Origin of the sequence: Idiomarina aminovorans, assembly GCF_023155095.1 — a bacterium.
In the GTDB taxonomy this organism is placed as follows: Bacteria; Pseudomonadota; Gammaproteobacteria; order Enterobacterales; family Alteromonadaceae; genus Idiomarina; species Idiomarina aminovorans.
The window spans coordinates 44,021-61,736 of sequence record NZ_JAKNDA010000009.1 but is presented as its reverse complement, the minus strand read 5'-3'; the positions used below and the strand labels follow the sequence as shown (position 1 = coordinate 61,736).

Annotated in this window: 15 protein-coding genes and 6 tRNA genes; 6 read left to right on the top strand and 15 right to left on the bottom strand. The window is 47.6% G+C overall.

What is annotated here, in order from left to right; translation table 11 throughout:
* Positions 1–165 precede the first annotated feature (165 nt).
* The 5 genes from L8G48_RS13180 to L8G48_RS13160 form a co-directional block, all read right to left on the bottom strand.
* Positions 166–1,239, bottom strand: a complete 1,074-nt coding sequence (locus tag L8G48_RS13180; RefSeq protein ID WP_248265074.1) for an MBL fold metallo-hydrolase — start codon at positions 1,237–1,239, stop codon at positions 166–168.
* On the bottom strand, positions 1,232–1,714 hold the full coding sequence (locus tag L8G48_RS13175) for a hypothetical protein (RefSeq protein WP_248265073.1): 483 nt from the start codon (positions 1,712–1,714) through the stop codon (positions 1,232–1,234). The genes L8G48_RS13180 and L8G48_RS13175 overlap by 8 nt, the downstream gene beginning before the upstream one ends.
* An 85-nt stretch (positions 1,715–1,799) precedes the next feature.
* Complete coding sequence (locus L8G48_RS13170) at positions 1,800–2,690, bottom strand: TIGR01777 family oxidoreductase (protein WP_248265072.1); 891 nt, start codon at positions 2,688–2,690, stop codon at positions 1,800–1,802.
* A 20-nt stretch (positions 2,691–2,710) separates the two neighbouring features.
* Positions 2,711–5,215: an ABC transporter permease gene (locus L8G48_RS13165; protein ID WP_248265071.1), complete on the bottom strand. Its 2,505-nt coding sequence runs from the start codon at positions 5,213–5,215 to the stop codon at positions 2,711–2,713.
* Positions 5,205–5,885: an ABC transporter ATP-binding protein gene (locus tag L8G48_RS13160; protein ID WP_248265070.1), complete on the bottom strand. Its 681-nt coding sequence runs from the start codon at positions 5,883–5,885 to the stop codon at positions 5,205–5,207. The genes L8G48_RS13165 and L8G48_RS13160 overlap by 11 nt, the downstream gene beginning before the upstream one ends.
* A 3-nt stretch (positions 5,886–5,888) precedes the next feature.
* On the opposite strand from L8G48_RS13160, the gene L8G48_RS13155 reads away from it, so the two are divergent.
* The gene (locus L8G48_RS13155) at positions 5,889–6,509 is read left to right on the top strand and encodes an arylesterase (RefSeq protein WP_248265069.1); all 621 of its coding nucleotides are present in this window, start codon (positions 5,889–5,891) and stop codon (positions 6,507–6,509) included.
* Positions 6,510–6,560: 51 nt separating this feature from the next.
* Here the strand turns inward: L8G48_RS13155 and L8G48_RS13150 are convergent.
* From L8G48_RS13150 to L8G48_RS13115, 8 genes are all read right to left on the bottom strand, one after another.
* Positions 6,561–6,636 (bottom strand) — tRNA-Glu (locus L8G48_RS13150).
* Between the two features lie 36 nt (positions 6,637–6,672).
* Positions 6,673–6,748 (bottom strand) — tRNA-Glu (locus L8G48_RS13145).
* Between the two features lie 33 nt (positions 6,749–6,781).
* Positions 6,782–6,857: transfer RNA gene (locus tag L8G48_RS13140), tRNA-Glu, on the bottom strand.
* Between the two features lie 44 nt (positions 6,858–6,901).
* Positions 6,902–6,977, bottom strand: a tRNA-Ala gene (locus tag L8G48_RS13135).
* Positions 6,978–7,111: 134 nt separating this feature from the next.
* Positions 7,112–7,768: a carbonate dehydratase gene (can, locus tag L8G48_RS13130; protein ID WP_248265076.1), complete on the bottom strand. Its 657-nt coding sequence runs from the start codon at positions 7,766–7,768 to the stop codon at positions 7,112–7,114.
* A 285-nt stretch (positions 7,769–8,053) separates the two neighbouring features.
* Positions 8,054–8,275 carry a hypothetical protein gene (locus L8G48_RS13125; protein ID WP_248265068.1) on the bottom strand — a complete coding sequence of 74 codons (222 nt, stop codon included), beginning with the start codon at positions 8,273–8,275 and terminating at the stop codon, positions 8,054–8,056.
* Positions 8,254–10,521: a putative inorganic carbon transporter subunit DabA gene (locus L8G48_RS13120; protein ID WP_248265067.1), complete on the bottom strand. Its 2,268-nt coding sequence runs from the start codon at positions 10,519–10,521 to the stop codon at positions 8,254–8,256. Before L8G48_RS13120 ends, L8G48_RS13125 begins: the two co-directional genes overlap by 22 nt.
* Positions 10,518–11,837 (bottom strand): NADH-quinone oxidoreductase subunit L, encoded by a 1,320-nt coding sequence (locus L8G48_RS13115; RefSeq protein WP_248265066.1) that lies wholly within the window; start codon positions 11,835–11,837, stop codon positions 10,518–10,520. Before L8G48_RS13115 ends, L8G48_RS13120 begins: the two co-directional genes overlap by 4 nt.
* A gap of 112 nt (positions 11,838–11,949) precedes the next feature.
* Here L8G48_RS13115 and L8G48_RS13110 point away from each other — a divergent pair, with 112 nt between their 5' ends.
* On the top strand, positions 11,950–12,816 hold the full coding sequence (locus L8G48_RS13110; RefSeq protein WP_248265065.1) for a LysR family transcriptional regulator: 867 nt from the start codon (positions 11,950–11,952) through the stop codon (positions 12,814–12,816).
* Positions 12,817–12,849: 33 nt separating this feature from the next.
* Here the strand turns inward: L8G48_RS13110 and gltX are convergent, their stop codons facing one another.
* Positions 12,850–14,256 (bottom strand): glutamate--tRNA ligase, encoded by a 1,407-nt coding sequence (gene gltX, locus L8G48_RS13105; protein WP_248265064.1) that lies wholly within the window; start codon positions 14,254–14,256, stop codon positions 12,850–12,852.
* 192 nt (positions 14,257–14,448) lie between these two features.
* On the opposite strand from gltX, the gene L8G48_RS13100 reads away from it, so the two are divergent.
* A tRNA-Val gene (locus L8G48_RS13100) sits at positions 14,449–14,524 on the top strand.
* 36 nt (positions 14,525–14,560) lie between these two features.
* Positions 14,561–14,636 (top strand) — tRNA-Val (locus tag L8G48_RS13095).
* Between the two features lie 25 nt (positions 14,637–14,661).
* Here the strand turns inward: L8G48_RS13095 and L8G48_RS13090 are convergent.
* Positions 14,662–15,546 carry a LysR family transcriptional regulator gene (locus L8G48_RS13090; RefSeq protein WP_248265063.1) on the bottom strand — a complete coding sequence of 295 codons (885 nt, stop codon included), beginning with the start codon at positions 15,544–15,546 and terminating at the stop codon, positions 14,662–14,664.
* A gap of 132 nt (positions 15,547–15,678) precedes the next feature.
* On the opposite strand from L8G48_RS13090, the gene L8G48_RS13085 reads away from it, so the two are divergent.
* Together L8G48_RS13085 and fghA are read left to right on the top strand one after the other, a co-directional pair.
* Positions 15,679–16,797 (top strand): S-(hydroxymethyl)glutathione dehydrogenase/class III alcohol dehydrogenase, encoded by a 1,119-nt coding sequence (locus L8G48_RS13085; RefSeq protein WP_282444955.1) that lies wholly within the window; start codon positions 15,679–15,681, stop codon positions 16,795–16,797.
* An 11-nt stretch (positions 16,798–16,808) separates the two neighbouring features.
* On the top strand, positions 16,809–17,645 hold the full coding sequence (gene fghA, locus L8G48_RS13080; RefSeq protein WP_248265062.1) for an S-formylglutathione hydrolase: 837 nt from the start codon (positions 16,809–16,811) through the stop codon (positions 17,643–17,645).
* Positions 17,646–17,716 lie beyond the last annotated feature (71 nt).

Genomic DNA, 17,716 nt, shown 5'->3' with positions numbered 1-17,716 from the left:
CGACCACCTGCTGCCCTGGAATATCGAGCTCACACGCTAGCGTCAATTATTGGCCGGTTAAATGGCCAACAAAATTGACCCACCTGGCAAATACTACGGTCAATGTGTGCTACTAGCGACGCTCACGGTCATGGATAAATCTTCTTAACCAGGAAGCGGGGAAAGCTAAAGGCTTTCCCCTTCGTTTAAAATCACTATCTCAGCAGATGTACCAATCCTTTCTGCTATATTCAAAAACCGGACTAGCGCCGAGTGAGAAGAGAGATCCCCCATTCCCCAACTGGCATTGCCGTAGCCCCAAGGAATAAGTATTTTACAGTTAAGATCATCCGCTGCGGTCAGGGCATCTTCCGGAGTCATATGAACGTAACGATACCATTCTGGTGACTCCTTGCTGTAATAAGATGCTATCGGCAACAAACACACATCGATATCACCATAGCGTTTATTGATTACTTTGAAATGTTCTGAATAGCCAGTATCGCCGGCGAAAAACAACTTTTTCCCTTCGTTTTCTACCAACCAGGCATTCCAGGATACTTTATTGTTATCCTCATAGATAAAGGGCACGAAAGTGCGGCTGCTAAAGTGATGAGCAGGCACAGCAGTAACCAGAGTTTTACCTATTTTCTTCGAGGAAAACCAACCGATCTCAGCTATTTTAGCTCCGATAGATGGGAAATGATCGGCCATATTTAGAGGTACTAAGTATTCTGGGTCTACCCCTATCGTTTCAATATCACTCTTATTAAAATGGTCATAATGAACGTGAGAGTATAATATCGCGTCGGTTGCATCAATGAGCTCTGGAGCTGACTCAACATCTATTTCACGCTGCTCACCATCGAGTGAAAACAACCAATTAATAGGCCAGTCAAACTCATCAAACACCGGATCGGTTAAAAAACTATCTCCGGCAGGCGTTTTAATTACAAAGGTCGCATGACCAAGCCACTTCACAGAAAAATCCAGCGCCTCAGAGGGGGATTTCTTGTTTCCGGTGTACTGACACAAACCTTCACTATCACACTGAATATCATCGCTACGAGATTTATAACAGTCTTGTTTACAAGTTAGCGGATAGCTCTTCTTACCCGTGTCCAAGTTCTGGAACCGACCGGTTTCCTCATTAGTGGGTTGAGATTCTTCAATAATCGTTGTTACCGAGTTTGCGGTACAACCTGTCAGCACAAGGAAAGCTAGCGTCGGAACACTGACTGACACACCTGTACTAAACATTAGTATTCACTTCTACTCCTGAAAATTTTGCTTGATTCAATTCTGCCATATGATGGCTTAAGCGCCAGTAGTAGATGATACCTATTAAAACGAAAGCCGAAAAATCATAGGCCGTAAACTGATAGCCTGCATCGCTCATAAAAATTTCCCGGAATATTGATGCGGCAATAACAAGAAGAATTAGGAACGGGATGATTCGTATAAACAACACCCAGCTCAGCGAGACATAACGCTCAAGAAACTCTATTCCATCACGTCCGCCATTTGCCTTGTAAGCAACTGTCGTTCCAAGTATTACAAAGACTAACTCAACCCAGAAAAAAGCTTTATCCCAAACCGTTGTATTATCGCCTACAATGCCTATTGGTAATGTAAACAAAACCAGCATCACTAAGAGATAGTAAAACGATTGAGTTTGACTGAATCGGCCCTGAAGAAAGTCGCTTTTTAGTGCGTCAATATCCCAAAAATACATATCAGCTCCCTGAATTAAATTTATCCAAGGAGCTTAATATCAATGAGTTACAAGATCACGCACCTAATTGTTAAATTTTGTAACATTAAAGGCTAACTTTAAAAGCTTCCCGCACTGTAGGGTACTCAAATTCAAAACCATGATTGCGCAGTTTATCAGGCACCACTGCCTGCCCTTGCAATAACATAGACGACATTTCGCCAAGACCTAACGTAAGCACAAAGCCTGGTACTTTCATAAAGTGCGGTTTATTAAGGACTGACGCCAGAGTGCGACTAAAGGCTTTATTAGCCACGGGTCCCGGAGCTGTCATATTAACTGGCCCGGAAAGGTTATCATGTTCCAGCAGATATTGAATCGCGCGGATCATATCCTCAAGCTGGATCCAGGACATCATCTGCTCGCCTTCGCCTAACGGGCCACCCAGGCCGAATTTGTAAGGGGGTAACATTTTATCCAGTGCTCCCTCACCTTTTGCTAAAACCACGCCGGTACGCAATAACACCACACGGGTCGCCTTTTCGGCAGCTAAAGCCCGGCGCTCCCATTCCTGGCACAAAGTGGCAGCAAAGTCTTTTTCCTCAGCCATGGCGTCTTCGTTGACAGGTTTGGCATCACGCGGGCCATAATAACCAATAGCAGAGCCGCTCAAGAACGCTTTAGGCGGCTTTTCTGCTTCATTGATCATTTCTGCCAGTTTTTCGGTTACCTGCCAACGGCTGTCTTTTAACGCTTGTTTACGAGAGTCGCTCCAGCGCTTATCGGCAATGCCTTCGCCCTGAAGGTTTATAACCGCATCGAATTCACCAATATCGCTTACTTCATCCACTGACGATAACAAAGTCACTTTATCGCCCAGCTCGTTGGCCGCACGCTCCTTGTTACGCGTGGTGACCGTGAACTGATGCTCACTTTGATACTTGCGAATAAACGCAGAACCAATAAGCCCGGTACCCCCTGTCATTAAAATGTTCATCGATCACCTCCTCTTTTGCATCACGTCAGCTTGCGAATCAGCTGCGCGGTATTTCTATGAATAAGCCGGTAGCATGACAGTCGACCCAAAATTGCCACTACCGCAGCACCGAACACCGGCCCTAACAGCCACAGCTTCCAATGAAAAACCGGCGTCATGTTGAACACCTGGTTTTGCAATATAAACAATGATATCTCCATTGCTAAAGTCGCTATGAACCCACTAATTGCACCCAACACCAGAAATTCATAGGTAATACTTCGACTTAATAATTTACCCGGAGCCCCCAGTGTTCTTAAAATAACCAGTTCCTTTTGCCGCTCTTCCATACTGGCCTGCACTTGCGCCACCAACACTAAAGCGCCGGCAATAATGACTAACACCAGTACAAACACAATGGCTAAACTGACCTGTCCTATCACTTCCCGAATTTGGTTAATCATGGCGTCCAAATCAATCAACGACGTTTGCGGGAAAGGTTTAAACAGCTGGTACAGTTCACTTTTACGGTCTTCATCCAGCCTGAAGCTGGTAATATAGGTTGCCGGAAAGTCTTCCAGAGTGGACGTGTTAAAAATCATATAGAAGTTCGGCTGCAAGGTATTCCAGTCGGCTTTACGCAAACTGGTTACCGGCACCGTGAACTCTTCGCCACCTAAGTTAAAGCGTAATTCATCACCCACTTTTATATCCAGTCGCTCTGCAACAAGCAACTCGACAGATACCTGAGGCTCGGCATTATCGTTCCACCACTGTCCGGCAGTAAGCTCGTTGTTCGGGGGAATATTGTCTCCCCAGGTCAACGAAAGTTCACGGCCGATACCTTCACGCCCTTCGGTTTCATTGTCATCACTGTCTTCTTTAGTCACTTCAGTCAGCAGCTTTTCGTTATTAATGTGGGTTAAACGCCCGGGCACTACAGGGTACAGATCGGTTGACGAAATATTTTCCCGTTCGAACATGCTTTGCATGTCGTCGACATTATCCTGAGCTATGTTTATCGCAAAGTAGTTTGGCGCATCCGTCGGCAACTGATTTTTCCAGTCCTCCAGCAAATCGTTACGTAACACAATCACTATCAACAACAGCATAATAGCGGTTGAAAAACTCAGCATTTGTACACTGTTAGCCGCAGCCCGGCGTTGCAATCCGGCCATCGCAAGGCGCCAGCTGCTGCCAGCCTGCATTCCCGCTTTACGACTTGCGGAAATAAACAAACGCCCCAGTCCAAGAAGCACAACCGCTGCAACTGCACCACCGGCAAACAAGGCCGTTGAAAGCCACCACTGTTGACTGTAAATAACCAGCAACGCATATATGGTTCCGCCACTTAGTACCCATTGCAGCCAACGCACAGCATTGCCCGCCGTTAATTGGCGATGCAATACCCGCAACGGGGGAATTGAGACCAATCGAAATAACGGATACAAGGTAAACATTACAGCGCTAATAACACCGGTTGCACCAGCTAATAGATACGGCTGCCAGCCTGCCTGAGGTAAAGTCGCATCCAGTCTCTGCGCGACCCATTCAATTACCAGGTATTGAATAACCCAGCCAAGCGCCATACCAATAGCCACACTCGCTGCGGTTAGTAATAACAGATGAAGCATAAAAATACGGCGGATCTGCTGCCGACTGGCACCCAAGGTCTTAAATATCGCCACTACATCGTAATTACGCTGACAGTACCTTTGCGCGGCAACCGCAACAGCCGTAGCAGCAAGCACCACGCCAAGCAGGCTTGCCAGCATCATAAAACGCTCTGCACGGTTCAATGAACGGGCTAACGGGGTGTCACCATCGTCAATACTGCGCCAGCTGTGTGTATCATCGTTTAAGCGCGGCAACAGCCAGTCTTCATAAGCGTTTATGTTACTGTTCTCACCGGCCATCAGCACGTTAAAGCGCACCCGGCTGCCAGGCTGAATTAAGCCGGTTGCTTCCAGTTGCGAGTGGCGAATAATCACATTCGGGCTGTCGGTGAAAACCGAGAAGCCAACATCCGGCTCGTAAGTCACTACTTTGGTCACTTTGAAGCTGCTGTTGCCTACTTCAATGTCGTCACCAATTTCTAACCGCAATGCCTGAAACAGCTGAGAAGCAACCCAGGCTTCCCCTTCAGCCGGCAGGCCATCAACAACATCACCCTGCTCAAAAGGTTGGTCCGCAATTTCCAGCTCACCCCGCAAAGGATAACCGTCACTGACTGCTTTAACATCCACCAGAGTCATCTTCTCACCGGCAAATGCCATAGAATTAAACACCACTTTCCAGGCGGTTTTTAAATTCATTTGTCCGGCTTGATCAAGCCAGTCCTGAGGAATATCACGTCTGGAACTTAATACCCTGTCCGCCGCTAAAAACTCACTGCTGCGTTCAGTCAAACCAGCCTGCAGGCGGTCACTGAAAATCGACAACGACAATACTGCGGTTACTGACAATATAATGGCCAGTGCCATAATGGTCAGCTCGCCGCGCCTGAGTTCATGCTTTAGTAAGCGGAACGAAATCTTATGCCACATTCTGAGCCGCCTCCGATAACTGCCCCGCTTCCATCTGCAGCACACGCTCACAACGTTTCGCAAGTCGTTGATCATGGGTTACGACTATCAGTGTGGTGCCATAATCTTTATTTAGGTCAAATAACAACTCTTCGACTTTACCACCGGTTTTCGCATCAAGGTTACCGGTCGGCTCATCGGCAAAAAGGATCTTCGGTTGCCCGACAAAGGCCCGGGCAATAGCAACCCGCTGCTGCTCACCGCCAGACAGTTGGTTTGGATAATGGTGCGAGCGATCTTCCAGTCCCACTTTCGCCAGCAGTTCTCTGGCTTCTTTCTCTGCGCCTTTATGGCCGGCCAGTTCCGCCGGTAGCATGACGTTCTCCAACGCACTTAAACTGGGCACCAATAAAAACGACTGAAAAATAAAGCCAACCTTGTCTGCACGAACTTTTGCCCGCTGCTCTTCATCCAATTCGCTGAATTTTTCGTTCTCTATAAGAACCTCTCCGGAGGATGCGAGGTCTAAACCCGCCAGTAGTGATAGTAACGTTGACTTACCGGAGCCGGACGCGCCCACAATGGCCACGGTGTCACCGGCATTGATACTGACGTTAATTGGCTGCAGAATCTGTAATGGCCCCTCAGAGGTGTCTACGGTTTTTTCCAGTTGTTGAGCTTGAATGAGCATAAAATGAAAAACTTCCTTTTGAAAACGTGTTTATTTTTAGCGTTGTTGTTGGTTATACGCAGCGTTTCCGCAAATGTCTCACTTGTTGTTTTAGGTGACAGCTTAAGCGCCGGTTATGGGTTATCTCAGGAACAAACCTGGGTTGCTGAGTTAGATCGTCGCTGGAATAGCTCTCACCCCAATATTAACATCATTAATGCCAGTATTAGTGGCGAGACCACTCGTGGTGGTTTGCGCCGCTTAGAGGGCGTTTTAGAGCGCCATAAACCCGATGTACTATTTATTGAGCTAGGCGGTAACGACGGACTCCGAGGCTTTGACTTAAACACAGTCCGTTCAAATTTGAAACAAATCATCGACCAGGCGCAGCAACAAAACGTTAAAGTTGGTTTGAGCCAGGTTATGGTGCCACCAAATTATGGCCAGCGTTTTGCCGAACAGTTCCGGCAAGTGTTTGAAGAAGTGGCAAAAGAAGAGAATGTCACGCTAATACCTTTCTTTATGGAACAGGTAGCAACTAACGCCGACTATGTGCAGGACGATGGTATTCACCCCACGGCCGAAGCGCAGCCAAAAATCGCTGACTTTCTGGAACCGTATTTGTTGGATTTAGTGCAGCAATAAAAAAAGAGGAAATTAGGCACAAAAAAACCGCCTTCGGGCGGTTGATTTAAGTGGCGTCCCCTAGGGGATTTGAACCCCTGTTACCGCCGTGAAAGGGCGGTGTCCTGAGCCACTAGACGAAGGGGACCCATGAACTTAATTAACTGGCTATGTATAAAAGTAATGGCGTCCCCTAGGGGATTTGAACCCCTGTTACTGCCGTGAAAGGGCAGTGTCCTGGACCACTAGACGAAGGGGACGCAATAATTACTTTCTACATTTTAATATTTGAATGGCGTCCCCTAGGGGATTTGAACCCCTGTTACTGCCGTGAAAGGGCAGTGTCCTGGACCACTAGACGAAGGGGACGCAACCAAATACTTCGCTACCAACAGTGCTTTACCAAAACAACTTGGTGGAGCTAAGCGGGATCGAACCGCTGACCTCTTGCATGCCATGCAAGCGCTCTCCCAGCTGAGCTATAGCCCCGCACCTGACAGTCTCAGACTGCCTGACAGCGGGGCGCATTCTATTGTGACCTGAGCTAATGTGTCAACTACTTTTTATAAAAATACTTCTGTTTGAGTGTTTTTATTGCAGTTTGCTCAGTAATTCATCAAATATTAACTGTGGCTGCTTTTCGGTAATTTTTGATGATAAACGTGATAAACCTGCTCCATGCCTTCCCGGCTTGAAACCGATACGTTCATATCATTAACCAAGCCATTATCCAGACGGTAAACCCAGCCATGTATCGTCAAAGATTCACCTTTATCCCAGGTTTCCTGAACCATATTGGTTTTTGCCAGGTTTTTTACCTGTTCAATGACATTTAATTCACATAAACGATCAATCTGTTCAGTTTCACCCAACTTATCCAGTTCTTCCGCGTTCTCACGATACACATCACGAATTGGATACAGCCAGTGATCAACCAACCCATGAGGTTTGCTCTCGAGTGCCGCTTTAACGCCACCACAGCCATAATGCCCGACAACAAGAATATGCCGTACTTTAAGCGCTTCAATAGCAAACTGAATAACCGATAAACAGTTAAAGTCGGTCTGGATAACCTGATTGGCCACATTCCTGTGCACAAACAGCTCCCCCGGAGCCATGCCCACAATTTCGTTAGCCGGTACACGACTATCAGAACAGCCTATCCATAAGTATTCCGGCGACTGCTGACCCACTAAGCGTTTGAAAAAATCAGGGTCTTGCTTTACCTGTAATTCTGCCCACGCTTTGTTATTTTCAATCAAGTGTTTTATATCTGGCATCATTTATCCCATGGTTCCAATAGCCTGATAAGACGCATCCCACCAAATTAGGCATCGCAATGAGCCTGTATAGATAGAGGTTGAAGCTTCTATATAAACAAAGTGGCGAAAACAAAAGGTTATTGTAACCAGAATTGCATGGAATTTCGCAAAGGATTTTATTTCAACTTTTACGCTAAATAAAACTTACAGGAAAAAGTTGGCAGCCATTTACCCCAGTTAAAGTCAATGCCAATAGCACTTTAGCTCTGGCTGCCATGAGTCAGTGAAGTTACAAAAGAGAAATTACCACTCTATAACAACCGGCAGCTTCAAGTATGAATTACCGTGTGCACGCAAACTGTCTTTCATGGCCTCTTCGGAATTCAGACCAGCATCAACACTGCCATCTATATAGCGCAAAGCAAAAGGCTGATTAAAGGGTCTTGAGCGAACACGGTCGTAAAGTTTTTTAAATGTATAACAAGTTGTCCCGCTAGCAGGCGTTACTCTGCTGTTATTGGGCATAACTCACCTCCTGCATTCAGTCGATACAGAGTGATCCATTGCTGCTGAAATAATTCGTTAAATGCGGTAGCACCGGCTAGCGCACGGTGAATAGTTGCTTCCCCGGCTTCAATAATCACTTGCAGGCGTACCGGTCTGTGTACAAAGTCGTTGCCGTTATGTACCGATTGCAAGGCCAGTCCCTGGCGCAAATCACCGCCATTACCTTCAAAGATACCGATATCGTTGGCGACGCGGTTATGCAGCAGTTTATTGCCGCTACCCAACTGCCCGGGGTCAGTCACCGAACAGTAGTACTGCGAATTTATCCAGTTAGCGACCAGCCCCGGGGCACTCAAAAGCTGTGTCAGTAATGACCCTTCAGGGTCACGCTCACTGTAGTAGTCGTGCAAAAAGTTACTGCCAACTGTTTCCGACGATTTTAATCGATTCGCGCGCCCAAAAAACAACACATTGTTATCAGCTAAGCCCCATTCAGGACGTAACTCCGCCCAATGGTCGGTGCGATTTTTAAGCGGCTTATCTGACGCATTATTCGCCACAATTAACGACTCGGATGCATTATTAAATAGACGCTGAAGACGCTCAGGAACGGAATCTGATAACCACATCACTTTATCGGTGACCGTTTCATGCAGCGCTGAATAAAACTCAGTGCCAGCAGGGATATCAAATCCTCGCTCAAGCAAATGCTGCCGAATATCGCTGTCATTCAACAAACGGGTTAATACCCTGGCGCTCAACGCACCCGACTGACCGCCGCAAGCCCCACAATTAAAGCCTGCGCGCTGAGCATTGTTGCTGTGATGCGAACCGTGCCCCACTAACACCACGTAGTTCCCAAACGAATTGAATTGCATACCCGTCAATGCCTGTTCACATAAACTGACCAACGACTCTACTGACGCCGGCTCCTCACCTTGACAGATCGAGCGGCCGGAAACCGCAATGTCATTAGCCGTTGCCAGCTTTCCGGGCACACCTGTCAGCAACGTTTTTAATTTGCCAAGTCCAAGCGCTTCAATGCCGCTGAACATCGACACGGGTGTATTAAATAAGTTACTGAGTAACGACATCACCGAATGCTTTCGCTCCGGGGCTTTAATGTAATAAGCTGGCTGCAATAACCCCGGAACATGAGGAGTAGCCTGCTTTTTGCTCTGAACCGCCAAAGGGACACCGAAAAAACCGGCAAAGCCTTTGCTTTGCGTGCGAACGCCCAAACGCTGCCCTGCTTTTTCTAACGCGCGGCGATACCGTTCAGATCGCACATCGATACAGAACACCGCTTGTACTACCGGTGCCTTATTAGATTCCACCTCTGAGGTTGCTGGACTAAATTTCAGAGCATTCAGTTGTGAGCGCTCATAAGCCATTTGCCACTGCCACAGCGCATCGTTGTATTGTTTGATATGAGCAACTTGCCCTTCGCAATTCTCTATTTGCGCCTTAAGTGCCTGTTGCAACTGTTTATACACAGCGGCATTAGTCAGTTCAGCCAGTTGCCAGAGAATGTACTCCCATGCTAACCGAATGCATAACAGCTCAAACACCCATTGGCTCTGCTGCCGGGCATCCTGATAAGCCAAAGCTGCAGCCCAACCCCAGAGGTCACTGATAAGAGCCTGACAGTAGCACTGCAGGGCATAATCAGAAGCCTCAGTTAAAAAGCTCGCCTGACAAAGGCTAATAAGTTCATGCGGGTCATCGGGAAGTTCCGCAAATAAGTCGTTTAAGTCGGCTTCGTCCATCAACGTTTCAATGCCGCGATCCGCACGGGAAATGGTTAACCAATGTTGATACAGGGAGCTGTCTTTACCCGCTTGTTGAAAGCGCGTGGGAAACTGCATAAACAAGCCGCAAGTCTGGCTAATTTGCAGCACTACTTCATCATTCCAGCGCATTTTACGGCGGCGTTGCTGGTATTTATCCACCCACTGGCTTAGGTTCCGCCATTGCGGCAGCAACTCCCGGGATTCAGTTTTTTGCTGCAGCTCTTGCACCATTTCTGCGGTAACTAACCCTGCGTCAATTTGATTCTGCTGCCATTGTTGCCAATAGAAGTCCGGACTCATTAGCAGTCGATTCCCTGCGCAATAGCGCCAATTTGCAGCAACACCGGTAATCGGCTGCTGACGGTAATGCCAGAAAGGGTTAACCGCTACCCATTGAGACAACGGCCACTGTGGCGCAATGGACTGACTGACTTGTTCTGCGATAGAAACAAAACGATCGACGGTGATCATAAGCGTCCCTCCTTGCGGCTACGCCGCTGGTAATAACGAATAGGATGACTGGGCCACAACCACAACACGAATCGTGTCAACCACTCGTCCAGATAAAGTCCGGCATTCAGAGTGATGAACCAACGTTGACTAAGACGATGCGAGGGGGTGTGATGTACCATCCAATAAGTAAAAGCAAAGATATTAAACAGAACGGTAATAATTGGCTCCAGCAGCAGACTGTTAAACGACGACTGCGGCTCTGCAATTTGTTGCGCAAGTGCCCCAAGGATAAGATAAGCGGCTATCGTCAGCACCGAAACACCAATTCTTAACAGCCATTGATTCAGGTTCATCCAAATGGTCGTCAACGCCATGGCTAATAAGGCCGACGGTAGCCATTTCGGATCATCGAGCAACCACCAGCTAGCGGCAGCAATGAATCCCTGAAGAATCAGAAATATCAGACTAACACGCACTATTGAGCGAGCTTTAGGTTGTTTAATGAAGGCAACTTCACCAACCGATAAAAAGGCATGCGCTTTATAAACCGAGTGTGCAACCAAGTGGAGCAAGGCTAATTCGTAGTATCCCAAACCAATTTCCAACAGCATTAACCCCATTTGCGCACAGGTTGACCATGCCAGGCGCACCTTAATGCTGATACGTGTTGCCATAATTAACGCAGCAAAACAGCATGACGCAGCGGATACCAGGCACAGTAACCATACGGCCAGAAAACTATCGCTCCACAAAGGGATAGTGACTAACAACAAGAAACCGCCAAGATTAATAATGCCGGCGTGCAGTAATGCAGAAACGGGGGTCGGCGCTTCAACCACCTGAATTAACCAGCCATGCAATGGCAGCTGCGCGCACTTTATCAGTGCCGCCATAACCAGACAAAGTGCAGCGATGTGCTGAGTTATACGGGTCGGTGCCGTCGCAAACTGTTCAAGCAGGACGTCCAGTTGCAAGCTACTGGTGTTCAGATACATAAGTACAAAGGCTGTGCCTAAAAAGGCTTCAGAGCAGCGCGCCAGAATGAATTTTTTATGTGCCGCCAATACTGCCCTATCGCGCTCAGGGTAGAACATGAGCAGCCGGTGCAATTGCAAACTGATGCCCATCCAGGCGACAAAGAAAACCACAATATGATTGCTGACAATAAGTACCAGTACGGTTATTAAACAGCCAGCCAGTTTAGAAACAAAAGAACCACGGCGCGGGTCCAGCCGAAAGTTTGTGATTGCGTAACGCGTAACCACCAGGGCTAGTAACGCCACCAGCGCCAATAACACCGGTCGAACGCCCGATAATGTCAACCATTCAGTCATTCCTGCATCCTGAGTATTTTATTTGAGGGCATTATGAGGGCGACTTTAATGTTAAGTAAAATAGATATAAAATATAATATTATTCGTTTTTAAAGAACGGTTGTTAATGGTTATGAATTACAAACATCTCTTTTACTTTTGGCATGTGGCTGAAAGCGGTCATTTAACGCAAACCGCGCAAAAACTTCATGTATCGCAGTCGGCTTTATCTGCGCAAATAAAACAGCTGGAAGAATGGTTGGGGACACCTCTGTTTGAGCGTCAGGGCCGTCAGCTGGTGCTGACTCAGGCAGGGTACATTGCGCGTCAGTACGCCAACCGAATTTTTCACGAGGGTGAGAGCCTGGTCAAACAACTAAAACAAGGAATGGGCGGCAATGATTTAGTGATTCGTATTGGCCATGCATCGACCATGTCACGCAACTTTGTCGAGGCATTTATTAGCGACTTAGTGCATCAGCAGGAAGTGCAATACCGGTTGCACTCCATGACGCCCGACCAGTTGTTTAATGAACTGGCTAACCACCAGATTGATCTGGCGCTGGCCAATACCAACGTGCGAGGCAGCGACAAGCAATTGTGGCAAAGTCGCTTGTTAGCGCGTCAGCCGGTATCCGTTATAGGGCCGCCTGAACGCGATATTGAGCATCTGAAGGATGCATCCTTACGTAACCAGAATTGGGTTTTACCGCCGGAAAACATGCCCCAGCGTGCAGCTTTCGATATGTTAAGCGCAGAATACAACTGGCAGCCACGCGTACTTGCCGAAGCAGACGATATGGCCATGTTGCGGCTACTGGCTCGTGATACCGGAGCTCTGGCGGTTATTCCGGATGTGGTGGTAAGGGATGAGTTGAACAGCGGACAGTTAAATCGCTACCTGACCCTGCCCAATGTGTTTGAACATTTTTACGCAATTACCCTAAAGCGCCCCTTCGAGCATCCCATGGTGGCCCGGCTTCTCAAACGTTTTGCGTAGCCCGTTTTAACAACAAAGGCTACGCGTTCGCTTTTATGCACCTTCACGTTTTGCTATAAACTCCAGTGCAAGGTCAATACGCGCCAAAACGGTGTTTTGCGGTATTAATTCCAGTGTTGCATCTAACGACGGTGAGTTGCCACTACCGGTAGCAGCCACGCGCAGTGGCATACCTACTTTGCCCATGCCAACATCAAGCTCTGCAGCGGTCTGGTTAATTGCCGCCTGAATAGTAGCAGCATTCCATTCAGTTATGGCTTCGAGCAATTCTTTCGCTTTTAACAACGGTTCTTTCGCAACCGGACGCAAATGTTTTTTAGCAGCTTTTTCATCAAACTCATCGACAGATTCGAAGAAGTAACGACTCATGGCAGCCATTTCTTTTAAGGTTTTCACCCGATCGGCCTGCAATGAAACCAGCTTCGCCAACGCCGGACCGTTGCTGGTATCCACACTAATTTGGTCAAACTGCCACTTTAGTTGCGGTGCAACTTGCTCCGCAGGAAGAGTCTTCATGTAATGCTGATTCAGCCAGTTGAGTTTTTCAGTATTAAACGCTGACGCCGCTTTATTCACGTCATCCAGCCTGAAGTGCTCAACCAGCTCCTCACGGCTGAATATTTCCTGATCACCATGAGACCAGCCTAAGCGTGCCAGGTAATTAACGACAGCCTCCGGTACGTAACCATCGTCACGATATTGCATCACGCTGACTGCACCATGGCGTTTCGACAGCTTTTTTCCGTCGTCGCCCAGAATCATCGACACATGGGCGTACTCTGGCACCGGCGCACCCAGCGCTTTTAAGATATTAATTTGACGCGGCGTGTTGTTAATATGGTCTTCACCACGCACCACATGGGTAATGTCCATATCCCAGTCATCCACAACCACACAAAAGTTATAGGTCGGGGTACCGTCAGTACGGGCAATGATCAAATCATCCAGCTCGGTATTGGAAAATTCAATATGACCGCGAATATGGTCATCAAAAACCACACTGCCCTCTTGTGGGTTGCGAAAACGGATCACGTATTTGTCGCCGCCCACATTTGGGTTGTCACGACAATGGCCGTCGTAGCGAGGCTTTTCACCTGCCGCCATTTGCTCTTCGCGCATTTTTTCAAGGCGTTCGGTTGAGCAATAACACTTATAGGCTTTGTTTTCTTCTAGTAATTTATCAATCAGTTGCTGATAACGTTCAAAACGCTGAGTCTGGTAGTAAGGACCGCGATCCCAGCTTAACCCCAGCCACTCCATACCTTCTAAAATGGCATCAATAGCGGGCTGAGTTGAACGTTCACGGTCAGTGTCTTCAATACGCAACACAAACTTTCCACCCTGCGCTTTTGCAACTAACCATGAATACAATGCTGTACGAGCACCACCGACATGCAAATACCCAGTTGGGCTGGGCGCAAAACGCGTTACCACACTCATGTTTGTTCCTTTCGTTAAAACCAGTCAATTTAATAAGTGCAAGTTTATCAAGACTGAGCGCCGGACGCATCTGCTATTCGAAATGATTAAAATGTCGGCAAACAAACCAAAGTTAGCAATTTTTATTTGACAGTTTCGATCTGCGCCCTATAATGCCACCTCGCAACGACGCAGAAGTGTCACAGTGAAAATGGTTGCTTAGCTCAGTTGGGAGAGCATCGCCCTTACAAGGCGAGGGTCACTGGTTCGAGCCCAGTAGCAACCACCACTTCTCTTCTTCCCCTTAGTTGCAGACCTTCAGGATGGTTGCTTAGCTCAGTTGGGAGAGCATCGCCCTTACAAGGCGAGGGTCACTGGTTCGAGCCCAGTAGCAACCACCATTTTTTTAAACTCCCCTTTAATTATTTATTGCCATTTTACCGGTAACAAGTTCTCTGATAAGTAATCCAGTAACACCCGAATTTTTGGGATAACCTGACGGTTTTCCGGATACAGCGCCCAGATGCCATCGTCTGGCTGACGAACATCGGCTAATACCTCTTCTAAGCCACCTTCTTCCAGTGCGTTGATTACATAGTAATCCGGCAACATAGCTAACCCTAATCCTTTCATTGCTGCATCCCGCAGCGCCAGACCGTTGTTGCAGTGCAAGTACGACTCCGGCCGAACAGTTTCCAGTTTCCCTTCAACCTGAAAACGCCATTGCTTTACAGTACCGGTGAAACAACGATGCTGCTCTAAGTCATTAAGCGTTTGCGGTCGACTAAACTGTTCAAAGTAAGCATCAGAGCCCACCACAAAGTGCCGGCGCGTACCCAGTTTTCGAGCCCGTAACCGAGGGTTACCTAATTGTCCCAGGCGGATAGCAACATCGTAGCTGCCTTCAATTAAATCAACCTGCTCGTTTGTGAGTTGCAAATCTAACCGGCAATCTTTGTAAATTTGCAGAAAGTCGTTTAACAGAGGAGCAATAAAACGCTCGCCATAGTAAACCGGAGCGGTAATACGAATTAAACCTTGTGGTTGCTCTGTACGTTGCTGGATAGCCTGATCGGCATCTCGAAGACTGGCAACCAAATGCTGGCAATGAGGTAAATACAGCAGGCCTTCTTCTGTTAAGCTAACGCTGCGGGTTGAGCGATACAGTAACTGCATCTGTAACCGATGCTCAAGCGCGGCAATATTGCGGCTGACCTGCGCCACCGACAACCCAAGTTGGCGAGCCGCTGCAGTAAAGCTATGCAATTCAGACACTGCCGCAAATTCGCTAATTCCCTGCCAGGGCTTCATAGTGTACCCATTATTTCATTTATGAAAAAGTTATTTGTAAAAACAGTAGATTACCTGCTTATGAGAAAAAGTTAAACTTAGGCTACGCTTTTACATCATCAAATTACGAATTAAACATTGTAAGGAATTATCATGGAAACAATTCAATCACGCGCAATGGTCGCCTGGGGTCCAGGCGAACCGCTAAAAGAAGAAACCATTGATGTTGCGCCGCCGCAGAAAGGCGAAGTACGAATTCGTATTGTGGCTACCGGTGTCTGCCATACCGATGCTTACACGCTTTCCGGTAAAGATCCGGAAGGTATTTTTCCGTCTGTGTTAGGCCACGAAGGTGGTGGTATTGTTGAGTCGGTCGGCGAAGGTGTCACGTCGGTTGAAGTGGGCGATCATGTTATTCCTTTATACACCGCGGAGTGCGGTGAATGTAAATTCTGTACTTCAGGCAAAACCAACCTGTGTCAGGCCGTTCGTGCCACTCAGGGCAAAGGCTTGATGCCGGACGGTACCAGCCGTTTTTCTAAAGATGGCGAAACCATTTATCACTACATGGGTACGTCGACTTTTTCTGAATACACGGTATTGCCGGAAATTTCACTGGCTAAAATTCCTAAAGACGCGCCGTTAGAAAAAGTCTGCTTACTGGGCTGTGGTGTTACTACCGGCATGGGCGCAGTTAAAAATACTGCTAATGTGCAAGAAGGCGACACCGTTGCCGTATTTGGCCTGGGCGGTATTGGTCTGGCGGTTATTATTGGTGCAGTGCAGGCAAAAGCTTCACGCGTCATAGCCATTGATGTAAATGATGACAAAAAAGCTATTGCCGAACAGTTAGGCGCGACGGATTTTGTCAACCCGACAGAGTATGACAAGCCGATACAGGAAGTCATTGTAGATATGACCGACGGCGGCGTGGATTTCTCGTTTGAGTGCATTGGTAACGTAGACGTGATGCGCGCCGCATTAGAGTGCTGCCACAAAGGCTGGGGCGAATCGGTGATTATTGGTGTGGCCGGTGCCGGTGAAGAAATCTCTACCCGCCCATTCCAGCTGGTTACCGGCCGCGTATGGCGTGGCAGCGCATTTGGTGGTGTCAAAGGCCGCACCGAATTGCCCGACTATGTTAAACAATACATGGACGGTAAATTTGATCTGGACACTTTTATTACCCATACCATGTCATTAGAAAAGATTAACGAAGCGTTCGACTTAATGCACGAAGGCAAGTCGATTCGCTCAGTGATACATTATTAATGGGGTCTATAATGAAACAAGTTAGCGAAACCCGCTGTTTTGGCGGACGTCAGTTACGCTTTGAACATGACTCTGAAGTACTGAACTGCACCATGCAGTTCAGTGTCTTTCTGCCTTTGCGGGCAGAAAAAGCCAAAGTTCCGGCCCTGTATTTTTTGTCGGGTCTCACCTGCACCGACGAAAACTTTTCGACCAAAGCAGGGGCCCAGCGGGTTGCCACCGAACTGGGTATAGCGTTAATTGTTCCGGATACCAGTCCTCGCGGTGATAATGTTGCCGATGATGTGGACAGCGCGTATGACTTAGGTTTAGGTGCTGGGTTTTACGTTAATGCCACGCAGGAACCCTGGAAAAGCCATTATCAGATGTACGACTACATCGTTAAGGAATTACCTGAACTGGTTGAGGCCGAACTGGCAATTAACGACAAACGCGCCATTGCCGGACATTCTATGGGCGGGCACGGTGCCTTAGTCATTGGCTTACGCAACAGCGCCCGTTACACCAGTATTTCGGCCTTTTCACCGATTACTAACCCAACCCAATGCCCCTGGGGTGAAAAAGCCTTTAGTGCCTATTTAGGCGATGATCGCAAACAATGGAAACAATACGACGCCGTTGAACTCATTAAGTCGAAAGGCCAGACACTTCCGGTTCGCGTTGATCAAGGCTTAGCCGACGGCTTTTTAGAAGAGCAGTTAAAGCCGGAAAACTTAAAAGAAGCAATAGCCAGTGTCGAGGGTGGCGGCACTGTGCATTTGCATGACGGTTACGACCACAGCTATTACTTTATATCATCGTTTATTGAAGCTCAGCTTCGCTTCCATGCGAAGTATTTGTTAGCTTAATAAACCGTGGCGTGGCCAGATATTACCGCAACGTAGTCTGATATTTATCTCAGGTGATATACCGCTCCTGA